This window comes from Pseudomonas sp. B15(2017) (genome assembly GCF_002113215.1).
In the GTDB taxonomy this organism is placed as follows: Bacteria; Pseudomonadota; Gammaproteobacteria; order Pseudomonadales; family Pseudomonadaceae; genus Aquipseudomonas.
In genome coordinates, this window is record NZ_NEJZ01000009.1 from 35089 (window position 1) to 54064 (window position 18976).

The following is an 18976-nucleotide window of genomic DNA, read 5'->3' on the forward strand; positions in this document are numbered from 1 at the left end:
GCGCTTAAACGAAGCAGAGCGACAGCGGTTCGGCGATGTAGGCCGGTTTGTCCGAGCCTTCGATCTCCAGGGTGGCGGTGGCCTTGAGCAGCCACTGGCCAGGTTTTTTCTCGGTCACTTCACCGAGGTCGACCTTGAGCCGGACCTTCGAGTTGACCTTGACCGGCTGGATGAAACGTACGCTGTCCAGACCGTAGTTGACCACCATCTTCACGCCTTGCGGCAGGACCAGGATGTCTTCCATCAGTTTGGGGATCAGCGACAACGACAGAAAACCGTGTGCAATGGTGCTGCCAAATGGCGTTTGCGCGGCTTTGACCGGATCGACATGGATGAACTGGTAATCCCCGGTGGCTTCGGCGAACAGGTTGATGCGCTCCTGATCGATGGTGAGCCATTCGGAACGTCCGAGTTCCTTGCCGACATAATCTTTGAGCTCTGCAACTGGAACATAGGGCATTGAGACTCTCCTTGGGTTCATCGGTTTTATAGTTTTTCAGGTGGGGGATTTGACCGCCCTGCGAACCACTGTAGATCATCATGGCGATTTGCTCAGGTCAACCGACCATGCTTTTGGCGAATGCCGATCCATAGCGCAGGCGTGCTTATAATGCCGACGACTTGCAGGTTGGAAAGTAAGACGGAGATGACGGATGTTGCTACGCGGCCTGACGTGGCTGGTGCTGTTTCAATTGCTCGGCACGGCTCTCAATCATTTGCTGTTGCCGGTGCTGCCGGGGCCGATCATCGGCCTTTTGCTGTTGCTGGTATTCCTGATCGTGCGCGGTGAGGTCGGCGAACCGCTGAATCTTGCCGCCGGCAGTCTGTTGCGTTATCTGCCATTGCTGCTGGTGCCGCCAGCGGTGGGCGTGATGGTGTATGCCACGGCGATTGCCGCGGATTTCTGGGCCATCGTCGGGGCGCTGGTGGTCTCGCTGATTCTGTCGATGGCCTTTGCTGGCGTGCTGATGCAGCGCCTGGTCAAGCGTCATGCGCCGCATTCGGAGGAATCCTGATGCTGTTCGACTGGCAAGGTGCCTGGGCGTCGGTGATTCACCACCCGCTGTTCGGCATCGGCATCACCCTGGGCGCTTATCAACTGGTGCTGGCGGCGTTCGAGAAAACCCGCTGGATCTTTCTGCAACCGGTGCTGGTCTCGATGCTGTTGGTGATTGGCGTACTGGTTGGTTGCGGTCTGACTTACGCCGAGTACCGCAAGAGCACGGAAATCCTCAGTATTCTGCTGGGCCCGGCAACCGTCGCGCTGGCGGTGCCGCTGTATCTGAATCTGCGGCGCATCCGCCAATTGTTCTGGCCGATTTTTACTACGCTGGTGATAGGCGGCGTGGTCGCCACGGGCATGGGCGTGGCGCTGGGATGGTGGTTCGGTGCCGATCACATGATCCTGATGACCATGGCACCCAAATCGGTGACCTCGCCGATCGCCATGCTGGTGGCTGAGCAGATCGGCGGTGTCGCGGCACTGGCGGCGGTATTTGTGTTGATCACCGGGGTCATCGGCGCGATCTTCGGTCCGGCGCTGCTGACTCGCCTGGGCGTGCACAGCCCCGAGGCACGCGGCATGGCGCTGGGCATGACGGCACATGCGGTCGGCACCTCGGTGGCGTTGCAGGAAAGCGATGAGTGCGGCGCCTTCGCGGCGCTGGCGATGAGTCTGATGGGCGTGGCCACGGCGGTGTTCCTGCCGTTGGCGGTGTCGATGGTGGTGTAAGGAAATGTCTATGAGTCTGCCGCTTTTTCCGCTGAACACGGTGCTGTTTCCCGGCTGCAATCTGGATTTGCAGATCTTCGAGGCGCGCTATCTGGACATGATCGGCCGCTGCATGAAACAGGGCGGCGGGTTCGGTGTGGTGTGCATCCTTGAAGGTAGCGAAGTCGGCGTCGCGCCGGAAGGTTTCGCCATGGTCGGCTGCGAAGCGCGAATTACCGATTTCCAGCAGCAGGACAACGGACTGCTGGGCATCCGGGTGCAGGGCGGACGGCGCTTCATCGTGCAGCGCACCGAAGTCCAGCGCGATCAGTTGATCGTCGCCGAGGTCGAGTGGCTTGACGAAGAGCCCGAGCAACCGTTGCAGGATGAAGACGCCGATCTGGTGGCGCTGCTCAAGGCCCTGGCCGAACACCCGATGGTCGAGGCGCTGAACATGGGCATCGAAGCGGCGGGGCAGCAGTCGCTGGCCAATCAGTTGGCCTATCTGCTGCCCTTCGCCGAGGAAGACAAGATCGACCTGCTGCAACTCGACAACCCGCAGCAGCGACTGGATGCGATCCAGGCGCTGCTCGACGAGTTGCAGGGCGAGTTGTTCGCTTGAGACTCGGCCCGGTTATTCGGGCCAGACGATGTCGTTGGCGAACCACTCCTTGCCCTGATCCAGTATCAATATCGGTTTGCCTGCACGGGCAACCTTGTCGATCAGGGCGTCATACTCATGCCGGTTGAATGCCCCACTGTGGGTGCGCTCTTCAATGGAGTTGCCGAATTCTGCCTGCTCGCCAATGTCATCGACCTTAGCTGCCCGAGTGAACGTTGAATCGAGCAGCCACAGGCGCTGCGAATCGATACCCCGCTTCGAAGTCGATATCAGTGCTTCAAGTTCGTCATCGGGAAACCAGGTGCCTTTCCTCGTTGCTGCGTCATTGAGGAAGTGATTTTCCTCTCGCAGTACGACTTCCATCCTCCGAGTGTCGAGGATATAGGCAAAGACGAATTGCTGGTTGTGCCGGATTGTTGCGTAGTTCCGCTCGTCATCCAGATCCATATCCGAGACGTCGGACCATTCGTTGTCCGACTCACCCGATTCCACATCCGGCTCGCCAGGTTTTTTGCCGGGGTATTTGTTTCTCTGACTGTTGTAGCGCAGGTACTCCGGATCGGGAGATTCGGTTCCCCGGCCGGCGTATCCCTTGACCAGCTTGAGGCTGACCGTGGCGCTGATCGGTTTTTCCGTCGTTGCGCCACGAGGGTGCTTCAGACGGGGCAGCATCCGGCCATCGTTGTAGAACTCGAAGGGCGTACGCTCGTCAGCCCGGAACAGCGCAGGGATATCCGTGCGATACAGGCTGTCATTGATGTTGCGTAAATAGCCCAGCTTGCCAAGGAATGCGTCGAGAAACTGGCGGCTGACACTTTCATCGAAATCGTACAGATCGTAAAGTGCGAGCTTGCCGTTTCTCAAGGGCAGGAGCAGCGGTTCGATTTCCCGATGGAGTTCGTCGAAGCGGGTCGGGTCATTGCTATCCAGAGATCGCAGCTTGTGACTTTCCGCCCAGGCGGGAACCTTTAGCGGATTGGCATTCAGGTCGTCGCGCAACCTTACGTGCTGCAGCGGTGAAAGATTATAGGTACGTAGCAGCATGACTCTTTCTCCGTGAGTCATCTGTGGATGCAGCCGCATGAAATGTCCATTCAGCAATTCAGCGGTGGCTGCCCTCCACTGTGCCGGCAGAGGTTCGGGAGAAGATTGTTTACGCGTTGCTCCCGGATCGCCGGCAGTGTCTGCCGCATGCGGTCGCGCCAGCGGACTGGACGGGCTCCAGGTCGATTCCCCGGCGTTTCTGTAGAGGGCCGGACCGGGCGCAAGCTTTTTGTACAGATCCATGGCCCGGTAAGTGTTCAGGTCCGTGTCGAACTCCACATACACCGTTCCGCTGTCTTTCACATCGACGAATTTACGGCCGACGATGTAGCGCAGGCCTTCTTCGTTGGCAGGCTGCATGTTACGCAGCATTGCCGGTTTCAACAGGTAACTGCTCAGTCCGCTCGCCGTTGCTCGCGAAAGGTCCGATAAATCCGAGATGTCGATCCGGGGTGGTTCGGGTATTGCCGGACCTGAAGGCGTGTTTGCCGGGTTGATGTTTCGTGAAACGGCCGGGTTGGACGATGAATGTGGCGGGTGCAATTCTGGTGCCGGCGTTCGCAATCGGGGCGCTTGAGTGTCCGGGTCCGAGGACGTGTTGACGCGTGGCGGAGTGGACGAGGAGGGTGATTTTGGTCGCATGGTGTCATTCCTTGACAATAATCAGATGCCCGATCGGAATCGAGCGCGATGGAGCTTCTTCTGTACTCCAGATGCGGGTTTCGGGGTTGTAGATAATCTTGCCGGGAGACATGTCGAGCAGGCGAATGTTGCGGACCTTTACCTGAATGGTTTCAAGTTCGTCACGTTGGTGATGATCCTGAATATCCCGGGCAATCGCTTCAATCGACGGATAGCTCCGGGCGTCGACGGCATACAGACCAATCAGCTCGAACAAGGCATTGACGCGATAACAGTTGCCGGAAGAAATCATGACCTCGATGGTTTCAATTGGCAGTGTCGGATCGTTGCTGTCCGGCAGATGAAACTGAATGCTGCCGATCTTCAGCAGATTGTCCTTGATGACAAGGTCGCGTCGGTTGATCTGTTCCTGAAGATGTTGCGTGTGAATGTGCCAGGTGGAAGACCCCGTGACGCGGGCATCCGCTTGCGCTGTCGACAGGCGAATGGAGGTATGGCTGGCAGGCAACAACTCGTAGGTGGAGGAGCGTCCCTCCAGCCAGTACGTTGCGTTGTGCTCGGCATTCCTGAATTCGACCCGTTGCGCGGTTGTCTTCAGCTGGCGCTTTTCGACCGAGGGCCTGACGAAAATGTAGCGGCCCGCTCGTTCACGCAAGGAGGTCGGGCTTTGCACGCTGGTATAGCCAGGATGGCGGGCGTCATTGAAGTATGAGTTGTAGGGGTAGTCGAGCCGATAGGACGTGCTGTCACGCATGACCAGCGTCAGAGAATGGTTCAGTTGCCAGCCGGAGGCCATGATCCCGGCGCCTCTGTCGGTTTTGCGGCCGGGACTTTCTCTGACGGCTCCGTGCAGTGAAAGCATGCCGCCGCCCTGTTTGAACGTGAGGTCGAAGTGCATGTTTGTATAGGAAAGAAACGTGAAGGCTCCGTGCGTCGTTTTTGTAACCGTATAGATGGCGCGGACTTCGTTGATTTCAGTGCTGTCGTAGTCGACATACAACGTACTGTGGGCGGGTTTGTCATTCTGTGGCGCCATCAGAATGGTGTGTCGGCTCTGGCGGCTGACGAAGTAGTTCGAGAGCGGTTTGTCCGAAAGGCGATAAGGGCGATCGTTGACCTGTACCGGCGAGGCTTTGGCGGTGCCGGCGCTGAGGATGACGACGCTCAGGGGCAGATCGCCCGACTCCTCTATCATCTCTGGCCAGATCGGCTGCAGGTGGTAGCCGTCCTGAGTGATGAACACCCATTTGTCATTTTGCAGCGCGCGTTTGCCGTCGAGGTTCCGGTAGACCGCCTCGCACGTCAGCTCACGCAGGGGCGTTCGGAAATCATCGGCGCGCAGTGATTCGATGACCATGCTTTCATTGCGGATGAACCAGCGCTGGATGGCTTCCAGAGTCACGCCCAGATAAACGTTGCTCGGTTCCTTGCCGTCTTCGCGTATGGATACCTTGAGACTGCTCGGGTCCAGATAGTAGACGTCGTTGCCGCTGCCTCCATCGACGACCGCACGCAGACCGCGCACGGAAACAAGGTCGTCCCCGGCGCCGGCTTCGATGTGATCATTGCCGTTGGCAGCGATGGTGTCGGCCTGATCGGAGCCCGTCACGCGATTGATCGCGCCGGCAAGGGTCTCGACTTTTTCGATGGAGCTGAGTGTCGAGTGCAGTACGGGTTCTTGCGCCGGGTTCATGGGCAGCAGGGACAGCGTGCCGTTTTTCAGGTCGACGTCATAGCCCTTGTGCCGTGGTGGCTCTGCTACATGGTCTTCGTGTCGGTGCTTGCCTTGAAGCCACAGCAGGTCGATGCCCTCACCACCCGACAATTCGCTGGCTCTGATCGGATCGCTTGAAAGATTTTCCGATGCCGACTGAAAAAGAAACGAGTCATTCTTGTCGCCGCCGCTCAGGGCTTTTCTGCCGGTGGAGTAACTGAAAAAGTTCGGCTTGTCCTTCACGCCCTGCACCGTGTCGTGACCACCGCCCAAACTCCAGAAAACACCTTTGTCAGGATGGATGACGCCCTTGGTGATGAGATTGTCAGCGACCGGCAGTCCTTTCCTTGCGTCGTAGGTGTCGTCGATTTCCTGAGTAACCGGCAGGTTCTCGATCTTGTAGGGCGCTTCGCCCTTGCTGGTGTCCCACTGGTAGCGATAGACGCGGGTGGGTTGCAGCTTGACTTCGTAGCGGCCATCGACGATGGCATCGACACTCTCCTTCAACTCATTGTCGAGCCAGCTGAGACTGCGTGTTTTCAGGGCTTTGGCGTAGTCGCTGGTGGTCTTGGCGATCAGGTAGCGATCCATCATCGCCTGATCCTGCTGCTGGCCGGTGAATGCGAACCAGCCGGCGCGCCAGCGCTCGTTCACGGTCAGTTCGATGTAGTCGTCGATGTCGTCGACCATCCTGGCGGCGCCATAGACTCTGGCGCCGACAATCATCAATGCGGCTGCGGCGATTCCCACCGGGCCGGCAGCCTGGAAGCCCATCAGTGCTGCGCAGCCAAGAGCGAGCGACAACGCGCCACTGAACACGCTCAACCCGCCGGCGACGTAAAGATCCTGTGCCTCCTTGCCTTTGGCCTTGGCGGCATCGTTGAACGACTTGATGGCGGTATAGATATCGAAGGGCAGTGTGATCGCGCTGGCGATCAGCCCCGCCCCGCGGCTGAGCCACTTGCCTGTGGAGGTCTTGGCGAATTTCTCGAATGTCTCATAGCCAAGGCGGATCATTTTTTCGCCGCTTTTGCCAAGTGCGTATTCGACTCCAAGGGAGAGAATTTCTGACACGCCGCCGCCGACATTGAGCCAAAACTCACCCATCTCTCCTTTTTTGACTGCCTCAAGGGCACCCATGTAAGCGCTGTACAGTCCGTAAGCCTGCATTCCGACGCCCATGCCGGTCATTCCGCGACTTTTGCCTTTGTCGATCCAGGTCGGCAGGTTTTCCGTCAACGGGCTTCGGCGGATGTCCAGGCGCTGGGTGGCGGTCAGCAATCGATTGATCCGGTTCATCGGATCTGCTGCATCGCCCGCTGGCATTTCGCGCATCAGCGGTGGGGCATCGGGTGAGCGCTGCGTGACGATTTCATAGAGCAGCTCCGGTACGTGCTGGCGCTCCTGGCTGTCGACCGATCTGATTCGCTGCTCAACCTGTAACGGGTCAAAAGCCAGTCCGTCGGTAAAGGACTGGTCAGGCGCGGGGAAGTAGGTGTTGGCCGCGCTGATGGCGTGGCCGTTGATCTGCGCTCCCAAGGACGCCAGTGTCTGGCGACTGGCCGTTATTTCACCAAAACGCAGTGGTCCGAACAGTTTGTCCACGTCTCGCAGGGTGGGGGATTTTCCCGATGTTTTGAGCGAGGCTTCGGGAGATGAAAGAGAAGTGTCAGTAATGTCGGAAATTGTAAGTTGGGCTGTAAGAATAGTTTCTGTGCTGGATATGAAAGGTTTGGCCAAGATCAATGCTCTTCAGTGAAATGTCAGAAAGAATCTGACATGAAGTGCAGTGCTGTTCAGTTGTTAATGTTTTGCGGATTGTGTTGTTGTTTTTTGTATTGTGTTGAAAGTGGCTGCAGGTTGTTTGTCAGTCGCTATTCATCTAGTTTTTGATTTTTCCGCCAGGGCGGGTAGATCGCAAAGGAGAGCGAAATGACAATTTACGAAGATGAGTGGGCCTTCTGGGACGATATCGCCGGAAAGTATATTTTCAAGCACGCTGGTGTTGATCAGAACACCGATACCATCATCAGGAATGCAGGTTATTACGCGGATTCGATGATCCTTGAGCGGCGCAAGCGCAAACGTGTCAAAAGTGTGTTGAGTGCCACTATGTCTACCGCAGTCAAATGACTTGCTGACGTTATTTGATTTACTTTTTATGGTGAGAGAGTTGCTATATGTCTGATTCGGAAAGTATCAAGTTTACGGGGCATCTTTTTTCGGGTGGTCTTCCTCTGGTTATTAATTATCAGGTGATGGAAAGTCGTTTGAAGTATTCGCGAATTACCACGGGGCAGCGACTGGAAGCAGAAATTTCTCTGGGTGATGAAGTTGCATCACGCATTGTGACACTCGCGGACCATGATGATGCCGAACCGCTATTGTTCGAGTTTGTACCGGAATCTCGGGGGCGCTACTCCCTCAACGTCAAGACGGCCGGTCGTTATTTCGATTGGCGGGTACGCCTGGACCAGAAAAACCGGCATCTTGTTCTGGACAAGGATGTCGGCAGTTACTTCGAAGTGGAGACCTATGCGGGAAAGTTGAAAGACCTTGGTGACTTTCCTTCCAATCCGGTTTCTGTGGCGTTGTTCAGTGTCGAGAAACAGAAAAGACTTTTTCAACATGCAACGAAGCAAGGTCTGCGGTACTTCCTCGATCAGAATCCGAACGACACCGGCCACAATGCGTACGACGCCGAAAACGTGTCGTTCATCCTGAGGATCAACCCTTCGCCGGTTTCTTCTGCTGCCTAGTACGAATAGCGCAGCAATGTATGCGGCAAGTGTCGCAGCACGAAGAAACCGAACAGGGCGACCAGCGCCGGCAGCACCAGCCACCAGACTTTTTGCGGCATGGCGCCGAGCGGCGTTTGCCGTTGACTGAGCCAGAGCCCGGCGGCGCATACGCAGGCTGCGAGCATGGCGCCGGCCAGCACATCCGTCGGCCAGTGGGCGCCCAGATACACCCGCGACAGGGCAATCGCCAGTGCCGGAATGCAGCCGATCAGCAGCCAGGTCAGTCGCAGCCTTGGCGGTTGCCCGCGTCCGGCGAGTACGGCCAGGGCCAGGAACAGCGCGAACGAGCCGGACGCATGGCCGCTGGGCATGCTGTAGCTGGTAAGCGGATCGGTCAGTACTTCCGGGCGTACCCGGGCGAAAAACAGTTTGGTTCCGGTGTTGGCCAGGGCCGTGACGAGCAGGGTGCCGCCCACGAAAATGGCATGGCGCCACTGACGGCACAGCAACAGCAGCGCAGTCAGCAGGGCGCTGAACAGCAACATGTTGCGGAATTCACCGATCAGGGTGAACACCACCGCCACTTCATCCAGCGCCGGGCGGCGATGTTCCTGCACCAGGGTCATGACGCCCTGATCGAGGGCGCTCAGATACGGGTAGCCGATGAACAGGCCGATCAGGATCAGCAGGCTCATGCTGCTGATCCAGATCGTCGCCCGGCGATGACGGCGCAGGCTGCTGTTGGCGCTCAGGCCGACCATGACGGCGATGCTGCCGGCGACGATCCCGGCCTGTAGCCAGAAACCTTCCGGCAAGGGCAGGCGAATCGCCGCCCCGGTAGCCCAGCCCGGCAACAGGTACGCGAGGCTCCAGCCTGCTGCTGCCAGCAGACTGACGGCGGCGAAGCGTGGGAAGGGCATGTCGCACATGCCGGCGACCATTGGCAACATCGGGCGTAACGGGCCGATGAAGCGCCCGACCAACAGGCTGGCGATGCCGTAGCGCTGGAAATAGGTTTCCGCGCCGGCCATCCATTCCGGGTGATGGCGCAGGCCCGGCAGACGCCGGATGTTCTGGTGGAAGTGACGGCCGAGGAAATACGAAATCACGTCGCCGAGAATCCCGCCGAGAAAGCCCAGCAACAGGGTCTCGCTCAAAGACAGTGCACCGCTGCCGGCCAGCACTGCCACGGCGAACAGCAGCACTGTGCCGGGCACGATCAGTCCGGCAATCGCCAGACATTCCACAAACGCCACAATGAGCACCGCGGCCGCCAGCCATTGTGGGTTGGCGGCCAGCCATCCGGTCACGCTATCGAGCCATGGGCCCATACAAACCACTCCATTTCATTGATGTCCCTGGCCGGCGTGCCGCAGGGGTGTGCAATCACAGCAGAAAATAATCGCGACCTTCGACCTGACCCCGACGCAGCGGGTTCCGCGTGCACCACTGGGCATAGGCAGCATCGACGAAGCGATACATCAAGTGCTCGTCACGGCCATGGGGAATGCCCAGGCGGGTGGTCTGAATCACATGAGTGGGCGCAGGGCCGGTGTTTTCCACCAGCAGGATTTCGTGGTCGAAGCGCTTGGCATCCCACACCGGCACTTTCAGCCCCAGCGCCTTGCACAGCAGCGTCTGCCCGGCACACAGTTTCTGCGAGGGGCGCGGACGACCCTGAGCATCGGGGTTGTTCAGCAGCATCTGCGCCAGACTGGCCGGGCCGCTGATCTCGTCGACCCACGGATAGGCCGATTTGATCAGCACCGCATTGCCCGGACCCTGCGCACTGAAGTTCAGTGAGTCGCCGCCACGGGCGTAGTACATATAGATGTGGCCGCCATCCAGAAACAAAGCCTTACGCTTTTCCGTGTAGCCGAGGGACGCATGGCTGCCTTTTTCCTCGCAGTAATACGCTTCGGTTTCGATGATTCGGGCGCTCAGCCACAAATCGCCAACGCGGTGGCGGATGACTTTGCCGAGCAGATCACGGGCCAGCGTCTGGGCGTCACGGTCGAAAAAGGCATCCGCAAGGCCGACAGGCTGGCGCGCGGAGGTGGCGCGAACGGTCAGGTTGGACATGGCAAACAGGGTTTATCCAGGCGGAGGAGGCCGTGATGATAACAATTCGCGGCTTAATCTCTGCTGAACGTCGGCAAATCGCCGTCCATTTCGACCATCCGCCCGTCACCGCTGTTAGTCCCGGGACGCGACAGCTATAATCTGCCGCTTTCCTCTTTGCCAAGACCCCAGCAGACCATGACTGAGTCCGTTCTTGACTACATGACCCGATTGGGTCGCGCCGCCCGCGAAGCTTCCCGCGTCATCGGCCGTGCCAGCACCGCGCAGAAAAACCGCGCTTTGCTGGCTGCCGCCAATGCGCTGGACGCCGCCCGCGCCGAGCTTGCGGCAGCCAATGAGCAGGACCTGACCGCCGGTCGCGCCAACGGTCTGGAGCCGGCACTGCTGGAGCGTCTGGAACTCACCCCGGCGCGCATCGACGGCATGATCGTCGGCCTGCGTCAGGTTGCAGCGCTGCCGGATCCGGTCGGGGCGATCCGTGACATGAGCTTCCGTCCGTCGGGCATTCAGGTCGGCAAGATGCGCGTGCCGCTGGGCGTGATCGGGATCATCTACGAATCCCGTCCCAACGTGACTATCGACGCTGCGAGCCTGTGCCTGAAGTCCGGCAACGCGACCATCCTGCGCGGCGGCTCCGAGGCGATTCATTCCAACCGCGCGATTGCCGCCTGCATCCAGCGCGGTCTGGCCGAAGCCGAGCTGCCGGCCGCCGTGGTGCAAGTGGTGGAAACCACCGACCGCGCTGCCGTTGGCGCGCTGATCACCATGCCGGAGTACGTCGATGTGATCGTACCGCGCGGTGGCCGTGGCCTGATCGAACGCATCAGCCGCGACGCCCGGGTGCCGGTGATCAAGCACCTGGACGGTATCTGCCACGTCTATGTCAGCGAACACGCCGACCTGCCGAAAGCCCAGCGCATCGCCTTCAATGCCAAGACCTACCGCTATGGCATCTGCGGTGCGATGGAGACCTTGCTGGTCAATCAAAGTGTTGCGAAGGATTTCCTGCCGCCGATGGCGAAGCAGTTCCGCGAAAAGGGCGTCGAACTGCGCGGTTGCGAGCGTACCCGGGCGATCATCGAAGCCGTAGCGGCGACCGAAGAAGACTGGAGCACCGAGTACCTGGCGCCAATTCTGTCGATCCGTGTGGTGGACGGCCTGGATCAGGCCATCGAACACATCAACCATTTCGGCTCCCACCACACCGACTCGATCGTCAGCGAAAACCTCGCCGACACCCGGCAGTTCGTGGCCGAAGTCGACTCGGCATCGGTGATGATCAACACCCCGACCTGCTTCGCCGACGGATTCGAATACGGATTGGGTGCCGAGATCGGCATTTCTACTGATAAGCTGCACGCCCGTGGCCCGGTGGGCCTGGAAGGACTGACCTGCGAGAAGTACATCGTGGTCGGTGATGGCCAGTTGCGCGGCCAGGCGACGGTCTGACTTGTCCGACCTCGATCTGAAAGCGCCGAAAACCGGCAAGAAATCCCGTCCCCGGCGCATTGGCGTACTGGGCGGGACGTTCGATCCGGTGCACGTCGGCCATTTGCGTGGCGCGCTGGAAGTCGCCGAAGCGCTGGGGCTCGATGAGCTGCGCATGATGCCCAGCGCCCGGCCGCCGCACCGCGATACGCCGCAAGTGTCGGCGCAGGACCGGCTGGCAATGGTTGAATGTGCGGTAGCCGGTGTGCCGCCGCTGGTGGTGGACGCCCGCGAATTGCAGCGGGACAAACCGTCCTGGACCATCGATACCCTGGAGTCGCTGCGCGCCGAAATGGCCGACGAGACCCAGGTTTTTCTGCTTCTGGGCTGGGACGCATTTTGCGGCCTGCCCACTTGGCACCGCTGGGAAGAGTTGCTCCAGCATTGCCACATCCTGGTGCTACAGCGCCCGGACGCCGACAGCGAACCGCCGGATGCCTTGCGCAACCTGCTGGCAGCGCGTTCGGTGAGCGACCCGCTGGCCCTGAAGGGGCCGAGCGGACAGATTGCATTCGTCTGGCAGACACCGCTCGCGGTTTCCGCCACCCAGATCCGTCAACTGCTGGCCAGCGGTAAGTCGGTACGTTTCCTGGTGCCCGACGCGGTCCTGGCCTACATCGATGCGCACGGTCTGTACCGTGCGTCGAACTGAACAAGGCGTGCTTCACTGATACGAATCCACGTGTCGCCAAGCCGCCGAATATATGAGCAAAACGAGTTTTATATGACTGACAAAGACCAAACCAAAGTAAAGCGCAAAGGCACATTCAAGAGCGCCCCGCTGCCAGAGCCGGTCAACACCAACGAACCACTTAAGGGCGACGAGCTGGTCAAGGTGGCCGTTGCAGCCCTGGAAGACGTCAAGGCCCAGGACATCCAGATCATCGATGTGCGCGACAAGCAGAGCATCACTGACTACATGATCATCGCCACCGGTACTTCCAACCGTCAGATCAACGCGATGCTGGACAAGGTTCGCGAAGAGGTCAAAAAGCAGGGTGCCAGGCCGCTGGGCGAAGAAGGCAAGGGCGACAGCGACTGGGTGCTGCTGGACCTGGACCTGGTGATCGTGCACATGATGACCGCCTCGGCTCGTCAGTTCTACGACCTGGAGCGCCTGTGGGCCGGTGCCGAGCAAAGCCGTGCGGCGGACGCCAAGCACCACAGCCCGGAAAACACCCACGAGCATTTCACCAAGCTCAACAAAGACCAGCTGTAAGGGATTGCTGTGCGACTGCGCCTGATCGCCGTCGGTTCACGCATGCCCAAGTGGGTGGAAGAAGGCTGGCATGAATATGCCAAGCGTCTTCCGTCCGAGCTGGCGCTGGAACTGGTGGAAATTCCGCTCAATACCCGTGGCAAGAATGCCGACGTGGCCCGCTTCATCCGTCAGGAAGGCGAAGCCATGCTGGCCAAGGTCGGGCCGAACGAGCGGATCGTCACCCTCGAAGTTCATGGCAAACCGTGGAGCACCGAGCAATTGGCGGTCGAACTCGATCGCTGGCGCCTGGACTCGCGCACGGTCAACTTCATGGTCGGTGGCCCGGAAGGGCTGGCGCCGGAAGTCTGTGCCCGCGCGGATCAGCGCTGGTCGTTGTCGCCGCTGACGCTGCCGCACCCGCTGGTGCGCATCCTCATCGGCGAGCAGTTGTATCGTGCCTGGACCGTGCTGTCCGGCCACCCTTACCACAAGTAATCCGCCCTCATGTCTCAGCCGATCCGCATCAAGGACCACGAAAAAGACGCCCGTCTGGTGCGTGGTCGCGTCGTGTTCGGCGCAATTGCGGTGGTGGCGCTGATCTGCGTGCTGATTGCGCGGCTGTATTACCTGCAGGTGATTCAGTACGACTATCACTCGACGCTGTCGGAAAACAATCGGGTTCACGTTCAGCCGATCCCGCCGACCCGTGGCCTGATTTTTGACCGCAACGGCGTGGTGGTGGCGGACAACCGTCCGAGCTTCAGCCTGAGCATGACCCGCGAGCGTTCCGGCGACTGGCAGCAGGTGCTCGACGTGATCGTCGAGGTACTGGAGCTGACGCCGGAAGACCGGGTGATCTTCGAAAAGCGCATGCGCCAGGGCCGCCGGCCGTTCGAGCCGGTGCCGATCCTGTTCGAGCTGACCGAAGAACAGATTGCCCGGATCGCAGTGAATCAGTTCCGCCTGCCGGGCGTCGAAGTGGTCGCGCAACTGGTGCGTCACTACCCGCAGGGCGCGCATTTTGCGCACTCGGTGGGTTATATGGGGCGGATCAACGAGAAAGAGCTGAAGACCCTCGATCCGGTCAATTACAGCGGCACCCACCACATCGGCAAGACCGGCATCGAGCGCTTCTACGAAGCCGAGCTGCACGGTCAGGTGGGCTACGAAGAGGTCGAGACCAACGCCCGTGGCCGGGTCCTGCGTGTGCTCAAGCGTACCGATCCGGTGCCGGGCAAGGACATTGTCCTGAGCCTCGACATCAAATTGCAGGAAGCCGCCGAGGCCGCGCTGGGCGGTCGACGTGGTGCGGTGGTGGCACTCGATCCGAAAACCGGCGAAGTGCTGGCGATGGTCAGTCAACCGAGTTTCGACCCGAACCTGTTCGTCACCGGCATCAGTTTCAAGGCTTACGCCGAGCTGCGCGATTCGATTGACCGGCCGCTGTTCAACCGCGTGCTGCGCGGTCTTTACCCGCCGGGCTCGACGATCAAACCGGCAGTGGCGATTGCCGGTCTCGACGCGGGCGTGGTGACGGCGTCGAGCCGGGTGTTCGACCCCGGTTATTACATGCTGCCCAACTACGACCACAAGTACCGCAACTGGAACCGTACCGGGGACGGCTTCGTCGACCTCGACACGGCGATCATGCGGTCCAACGACACCTACTTCTATGATCTGGCGCACAAGCTGGGCATCGACCGGTTGTCGGCCTACATGAACAAGTTCGGGATCGGCCAGAAGGTCTCGCTGGACATGTTCGAAGAATCCCCCGGCCTTATGCCGTCCCGCGAGTGGAAGCGCGCGACCCGGCGTCAGGCGTGGTTCCCCGGCGAAACCCTGATTCTCGGGATCGGCCAGGGCTACATGCAATCGACCCCGCTGCAACTGGCCCAGGCCACGGCGCTGGTGGCCAACAAGGGCGTATGGAATCGCCCGCATCTGGCCAAGACCATCGAAGGCGAGAAGCCGAAGGATGAAAATCCGATGCCGGACATCATCCTGCGCGACCCGTCGGACTGGAACAAGGTCAACCACGGCATGCAGCAGGTAATGCACGGTGCCCGAGGCACCGCGCGCAAGGCCTCGATCGGCGCGCAATACCGGATCGCCGGCAAGTCGGGTACGGCCCAGGTCGTGGCGATCAAGCAGGGTGAGAAATACGACCGCTCCAAGGTCCAGGAGCGCCACCGCGACCACGCCCTGTTCGTCGGTTTCGCGCCGGCGGATGACCCGAAAATCGTGGTGTCGGTGATGGTCGAGAACGGTGAGTCCGGTTCCGGCGTCGCGGCACCGGTGGTGCGGCAGGTCATGGATGCCTGGCTGCTGGATCAGGACGGACGGTTGAAAGCCGAATACGCCAGCCCTATCAGTGCGGAGGCTACGGCCCGTGATGAATAATTTCGATCGCATGCTCTCCAGCGAGGATGTGATGCGTCGCCGGGCGACGCTGTTGCAACGTTTGCATATCGACGGCCCGTTGCTGGTGCTGTTGTTGATCCTGGCGGCCGGCAGCCTGTTCGTGCTGTATTCGGCCAGTGGCAAGAGCTGGGATCTGCTGGCCAAACAGGCCACGTCGTTCGGCATCGGTCTGGTGTCGATGATCATCATTGCCCAGTTCGAGCCGCGGTTCATGGCACGCTGGGTGCCGCTCGGCTATGTGATCGGGGTGGTGCTGTTGCTGGTGGTGGACATCATGGGTCACAACGCCATGGGCGCGACCCGATGGATCAACATCCCCGGGGTGATCCGCTTCCAGCCCTCGGAATTCATGAAGATCCTGATGCCGGCAACGATCGCCTGGTACCTGTCCAAGCGCACGCTGCCGCCGCAGCTCAAGCATGTCGGCATCAGCCTGTTGCTGATCGGTGTGCCGTTCGCCCTGATCGTGCGTCAGCCGGACCTCGGCACTTCGCTGCTGATTCTGGCCGGCGGCGCCTTCGTACTTTTCATGGGCGGGTTGCGCTGGCGCTGGATTCTCAGTGTATTGGCGGCGGCGATTCCGGTGTCGGTCGCGATGTGGTTCTTCATCATGCACGACTACCAGAAGCAACGGATCCTGACGTTCCTCGACCCGGAAAGCGATCCGCTGGGCACCGGCTGGAACATCATCCAGTCGAAAGCCGCCATCGGTTCCGGCGGTGTATTCGGCAAGGGCTGGCTGTTGGGCACCCAGTCGCACCTGGACTTCCTGCCGGAAAGCCACACCGACTTCATCATCGCCGTGCTCGGTGAAGAGTTCGGGCTGGTGGGTATCTGCGCACTGTTGCTGATCTATCTGTTGCTGATCGGTCGTGGCCTGGTGATTACCGCCCAGGCGCAGACGCTGTTCGGCAAATTGCTGGCCGGCGCTTTGACCATGACGTTTTTTGTTTACGTTTTCGTCAACATCGGTATGGTCAGTGGCCTGTTGCCGGTGGTGGGGGTGCCGTTGCCGTTCATTAGCTACGGCGGAACTTCGCTGGTGACGCTGCTGTCAGCGTTTGGGGTTTTGATGTCGATCCATACCCATCGCAAGTGGATCGCACAGGTTTGAATAAGGTGAAGAGTTCAATGCAAGTAATGCGTGACTGGGCGACACGATACGCACCGTGGCTCGGCCTGGTAGGCATCCTTGGCAGCGCGCAGGAAGCGTTGGCCGGCGATTACGAAGGCTCGCCCCAGGTGGCCGAATTCGTCGGTGAAATGACCCGCGACTACGGTTTCGCCGGCGAACAGCTGATGGCCGTGTTCCGCGAAGCCCAACGCAAGCAGGCGATTCTCGACGCCATTTCCAAACCCGCCGAACGGGTCAAACAGTGGAAAGAATACCGGCCGATGTTCATCACCGACGCGCGCATTGCCCGCGGTGTGGACTTCTGGCGTCAGCACGAGGCCGCCCTGGCCCGCGCCGAGCAGGAATACGGCGTTCCGGCCCAGGTAATTGTGTCGATCATCGGCGTTGAGACCTTTTTCGGACGTAATACCGGCAATTACCGGGTGATCGATGCCTTGTCCACGCTGGGTTTCGACTATCCTCCCCGTGCCGAATTTTTCCGCAAGGAGCTGCGTGAGTTCCTGCTGCTGGCACGCGAAGAGCAGGTCGACCCGCTGACCCTCAAGGGGTCCTACGCCGGGGCGATGGGTTTGCCGCAGTTCATGCCGAGCAGTTTTCGCGCCTACGCGGTGGATTTCGACGGCGACGGCCACATCAATATCTGGAACAACCCGGATGACGCGATCGGCAGTGTCGCCAGCTATTTCAAGCGTCACGGCTGGGTCGCCGGCGAGCCGGTGGTCAGTCGCGCGGATGTACGCGGCGAGCAGGTGGATGAAGGCCTGACCACCGGCATCGAGCCGACGAAAACCGTCGGGGAGTTGCGAGCGCTGGGCTGGTCGAGTCATGATGCGCTGCGCGATGACATGCCGGTCACCGCGTTCCGCCTGGAAGGCGACAACGGTCCGGAATACTGGATGGGCCTGAAGAATTTCTACGCGATCACGCGTTATAACCGCAGCGTGATGTACGCCATGGCCGTACATCAACTGTCTGAACAGCTGGTACAAGCACGGGGCGTCAAGTAATGCGGGCATTGCCTATCAATAAACCCCTGAAACTGGTGGCCTTCGCTGCGTTGGCGGTGTTGGTCGCCAGTTGTTCGACCAGCCGTTCGCCGAGCCAGAAACCGACCACCGCCGTGCGTTCGCAGCCGGGCCTGGACATCAACCGGGCCCATAAGGACGGCGCGCCGTGGTGGGACGTCGATGTGTCGCGCATCCCGGACGCCACGCCGACCCTGCACACCGGACCGTACAAGGCCAACCCTTACACCGTGCTGGGCAAGACCTACTTCCCGTTGCAGGAATCCAAGACTTACGTGGCCTCCGGCACCGCGTCCTGGTACGGGACCAAGTTCCATGGTCAGAACACCGCCAACGGCGAGGTTTACGATCTGTACGGCATGAGCGCCGCCCACAAGACACTACCGCTGCCGAGTTACGTTCGGGTGACCAACCTGGACAACAACAGGAGCGTGATCCTGCGGGTCAATGACCGTGGGCCGTTCTATTCGGACCGGATCATCGACCTGTCCTACGCCGCCGCCAAGAAGCTCGGTTATGCCGAAATCGGCACCGCGCGGGTCAAGGTCGAAGGCATCGACCCGCAGCAGTGGTGGGCCGCGAAGGGCCGTCCGGCGCCCTTGATGCTCAACGAGCCGCAAGTCGCGCAGAATAGCGCCCCGGTGATCACGGCTTCGGCGGGCACCGTCGAACAATGGACTCCGCCGCCGCAGCAGCACGCCGCGGCCGTCGTGCCAGTTCAGCTCGATGCAAAAAAAAACGCTTCTGCACCAGCGTCTGGCCAGTATCTGCAGGTGGGCGCGTTCGCCAACCCGGACGCTGCAGAACTCCTGAGGTCGAAGCTCAGCGGGATGGTGAGCGCTCCGGTGTTCATCAGCTCGATCGTGCGCAATCAGCAGACCCTGCACCGGGTTCGCCTGGGACCGATCGGTTCGCCGGGTGAAATTGCCCAGGTACAGAACAGCGTGCGCCTGGCCAACCTGGGTTCGCCAAGTGTGGTCACCGAGTAAACGTAGGACTTGATTGACGGTTCACCAGCGATTGGGGGGTGAACCAGGTTGTTGGCTCGTCGAAGAACAAAAGCCCGGCAAGGGTGACTGGAGTGAGCAACTGAACACGCGATGCTCGCAGGGTTTGCTCGAAAGCTCGCCGAGCGGCGATCAGGCAAGGC

At 60.1% G+C, this 18976-nt stretch carries 18 protein-coding genes; 13 read left to right on the forward strand and 5 right to left on the reverse strand.

The annotated features are described in order from the left end of the window. Positions 1–4 precede the first annotated feature (4 nt). Complete coding sequence (locus CAF73_RS14725; protein ID WP_034153755.1) at positions 5–460, reverse strand: MaoC family dehydratase; 456 nt, start codon at positions 458–460, stop codon at positions 5–7. Between the two features lie 193 nt (positions 461–653). Here CAF73_RS14725 and CAF73_RS14730 point away from each other — a divergent pair, with 193 nt between their 5' ends. The 3 genes from CAF73_RS14730 to CAF73_RS14740 are packed head-to-tail and all read left to right on the forward strand — an operon-like array spanning position 654 to position 2333. Continuing rightward, a complete protein-coding gene (locus CAF73_RS14730; RefSeq protein ID WP_085697620.1) occupies positions 654–1016 on the forward strand; it encodes a CidA/LrgA family protein in 363 nt (120 codons plus the stop codon). Further along, positions 1016–1732 carry an LrgB family protein gene (locus CAF73_RS14735; protein WP_007958637.1) on the forward strand — a complete coding sequence of 239 codons (717 nt, stop codon included), beginning with the start codon at positions 1016–1018 and terminating at the stop codon, positions 1730–1732. The genes CAF73_RS14730 and CAF73_RS14735 overlap by 1 nt, the downstream gene beginning before the upstream one ends. Positions 1733–1742: 10 nt before the next feature. Next, positions 1743–2333 (forward strand): LON peptidase substrate-binding domain-containing protein, encoded by a 591-nt coding sequence (locus tag CAF73_RS14740; RefSeq protein ID WP_085697619.1) that lies wholly within the window; start codon positions 1743–1745, stop codon positions 2331–2333. Positions 2334–2345: 12 nt separating this feature from the next. On the opposite strand, the gene CAF73_RS14745 is transcribed toward CAF73_RS14740, so the two are convergent. Together CAF73_RS14745 and CAF73_RS14750 are read right to left on the reverse strand one after the other, a co-directional pair. Then, complete coding sequence (locus CAF73_RS14745; RefSeq protein WP_227233638.1) at positions 2346–3749, reverse strand: hypothetical protein; 1404 nt, start codon at positions 3747–3749, stop codon at positions 2346–2348. A 274-nt stretch (positions 3750–4023) separates the two neighbouring features. After that, on the reverse strand, positions 4024–7473 hold the full coding sequence (locus CAF73_RS14750; protein WP_234206032.1) for a calcium-binding protein: 3450 nt from the start codon (positions 7471–7473) through the stop codon (positions 4024–4026). 192 nt (positions 7474–7665) lie between these two features. Between CAF73_RS14750 and CAF73_RS14755 the strand changes: the two genes are divergently transcribed. Then, positions 7666–7866 (forward strand): hypothetical protein, encoded by a 201-nt coding sequence (locus CAF73_RS14755; RefSeq protein WP_085697617.1) that lies wholly within the window; start codon positions 7666–7668, stop codon positions 7864–7866. A gap of 47 nt (positions 7867–7913) precedes the next feature. Then, positions 7914–8492: a hypothetical protein gene (locus CAF73_RS14760; protein ID WP_139834844.1), complete on the forward strand. Its 579-nt coding sequence runs from the start codon at positions 7914–7916 to the stop codon at positions 8490–8492. Here the strand turns inward: CAF73_RS14760 and CAF73_RS14765 are convergent. Both CAF73_RS14765 and CAF73_RS14770 read right to left on the reverse strand, forming a co-directional pair. Continuing rightward, positions 8489–9805 (reverse strand): bifunctional DedA family/phosphatase PAP2 family protein, encoded by a 1317-nt coding sequence (locus tag CAF73_RS14765; protein ID WP_085703107.1) that lies wholly within the window; start codon positions 9803–9805, stop codon positions 8489–8491. The two genes, CAF73_RS14760 and CAF73_RS14765, sit on opposite strands and share 4 nt — an antisense overlap. A 55-nt stretch (positions 9806–9860) precedes the next feature. Next, positions 9861–10556, reverse strand: coding sequence for a DNA-3-methyladenine glycosylase (locus tag CAF73_RS14770; RefSeq protein ID WP_085697614.1), 696 nt, complete (start codon positions 10554–10556; stop codon positions 9861–9863). A gap of 177 nt (positions 10557–10733) precedes the next feature. On the opposite strand from CAF73_RS14770, the gene CAF73_RS14775 reads away from it, so the two are divergent. From CAF73_RS14775 to CAF73_RS14810, 8 genes are all read left to right on the forward strand, one after another. Beyond that, on the forward strand, positions 10734–12005 hold the full coding sequence (locus CAF73_RS14775; protein WP_085703108.1) for a glutamate-5-semialdehyde dehydrogenase: 1272 nt from the start codon (positions 10734–10736) through the stop codon (positions 12003–12005). Beyond that, positions 11974–12696: a nicotinate-nucleotide adenylyltransferase gene (gene nadD, locus CAF73_RS14780; protein ID WP_085703109.1), complete on the forward strand. Its 723-nt coding sequence runs from the start codon at positions 11974–11976 to the stop codon at positions 12694–12696. Before CAF73_RS14775 ends, nadD begins: the two co-directional genes overlap by 32 nt. Positions 12697–12768: 72 nt before the next feature. After that, a complete protein-coding gene (rsfS, locus tag CAF73_RS14785; protein ID WP_064382180.1) occupies positions 12769–13263 on the forward strand; it encodes a ribosome silencing factor in 495 nt (164 codons plus the stop codon). A gap of 9 nt (positions 13264–13272) precedes the next feature. After that, positions 13273–13740: a 23S rRNA (pseudouridine(1915)-N(3))-methyltransferase RlmH gene (rlmH, locus tag CAF73_RS14790; protein WP_003185785.1), complete on the forward strand. Its 468-nt coding sequence runs from the start codon at positions 13273–13275 to the stop codon at positions 13738–13740. Positions 13741–13749: 9 nt separating this feature from the next. Continuing rightward, positions 13750–15645 (forward strand): penicillin-binding protein 2, encoded by a 1896-nt coding sequence (mrdA, locus tag CAF73_RS14795; RefSeq protein ID WP_085687946.1) that lies wholly within the window; start codon positions 13750–13752, stop codon positions 15643–15645. A gap of 31 nt (positions 15646–15676) precedes the next feature. Continuing rightward, the gene (gene rodA / locus CAF73_RS14800) at positions 15677–16780 is read left to right on the forward strand and encodes a rod shape-determining protein RodA (protein ID WP_085688090.1); all 1104 of its coding nucleotides are present in this window, start codon (positions 15677–15679) and stop codon (positions 16778–16780) included. A 17-nt stretch (positions 16781–16797) separates the two neighbouring features. Beyond that, positions 16798–17808: a lytic murein transglycosylase B gene (mltB, locus tag CAF73_RS14805; protein WP_085687944.1), complete on the forward strand. Its 1011-nt coding sequence runs from the start codon at positions 16798–16800 to the stop codon at positions 17806–17808. Further along, the gene (locus CAF73_RS14810) at positions 17808–18815 is read left to right on the forward strand and encodes a septal ring lytic transglycosylase RlpA family protein (protein WP_064382179.1); all 1008 of its coding nucleotides are present in this window, start codon (positions 17808–17810) and stop codon (positions 18813–18815) included. Before mltB ends, CAF73_RS14810 begins: the two co-directional genes overlap by 1 nt. Positions 18816–18976: the final 161 nt, after the last annotated feature.

Bases quoted from the DNA above. Each gene is read 5' to 3' on its own strand.
- CAF73_RS14725 (WP_034153755.1), bottom strand. From the start codon at position 460: ATGCCCTATGTTCCAGTTGCAGAGCTCAAAGATTATGTCGGCAAGGAA.
- CAF73_RS14730 (WP_085697620.1), top strand. From the start codon at position 654: ATGTTGCTACGCGGCCTGACGTGGCTGGTGCTGTTTCAATTGCTCGGC.
- CAF73_RS14735 (WP_007958637.1), top strand. From the start codon at position 1,016: ATGCTGTTCGACTGGCAAGGTGCCTGGGCGTCGGTGATTCACCACCCG.
- CAF73_RS14740 (WP_085697619.1), top strand. From the start codon at position 1,743: ATGAGTCTGCCGCTTTTTCCGCTGAACACGGTGCTGTTTCCCGGCTGC.
- CAF73_RS14745 (WP_227233638.1), bottom strand. From the start codon at position 3,749: ATGCTGCGTAACATGCAGCCTGCCAACGAAGAAGGCCTGCGCTACATC.
- CAF73_RS14755 (WP_085697617.1), top strand. From the start codon at position 7,666: ATGACAATTTACGAAGATGAGTGGGCCTTCTGGGACGATATCGCCGGA.
- CAF73_RS14760 (WP_139834844.1), top strand. From the start codon at position 7,914: ATGTCTGATTCGGAAAGTATCAAGTTTACGGGGCATCTTTTTTCGGGT.
- CAF73_RS14765 (WP_085703107.1), bottom strand. From the start codon at position 9,805: ATGGGCCCATGGCTCGATAGCGTGACCGGATGGCTGGCCGCCAACCCA.
- CAF73_RS14770 (WP_085697614.1), bottom strand. From the start codon at position 10,556: ATGTCCAACCTGACCGTTCGCGCCACCTCCGCGCGCCAGCCTGTCGGC.
- CAF73_RS14775 (WP_085703108.1), top strand. From the start codon at position 10,734: ATGACTGAGTCCGTTCTTGACTACATGACCCGATTGGGTCGCGCCGCC.
- nadD (WP_085703109.1), top strand. From the start codon at position 11,974: ATGGCCAGTTGCGCGGCCAGGCGACGGTCTGACTTGTCCGACCTCGAT.
- rsfS (WP_064382180.1), top strand. From the start codon at position 12,769: ATGACTGACAAAGACCAAACCAAAGTAAAGCGCAAAGGCACATTCAAG.
- mrdA (WP_085687946.1), top strand. From the start codon at position 13,750: ATGTCTCAGCCGATCCGCATCAAGGACCACGAAAAAGACGCCCGTCTG.
- rodA (WP_085688090.1), top strand. From the start codon at position 15,677: ATGCGTCGCCGGGCGACGCTGTTGCAACGTTTGCATATCGACGGCCCG.
- mltB (WP_085687944.1), top strand. From the start codon at position 16,798: ATGCAAGTAATGCGTGACTGGGCGACACGATACGCACCGTGGCTCGGC.
- CAF73_RS14810 (WP_064382179.1), top strand. From the start codon at position 17,808: ATGCGGGCATTGCCTATCAATAAACCCCTGAAACTGGTGGCCTTCGCT.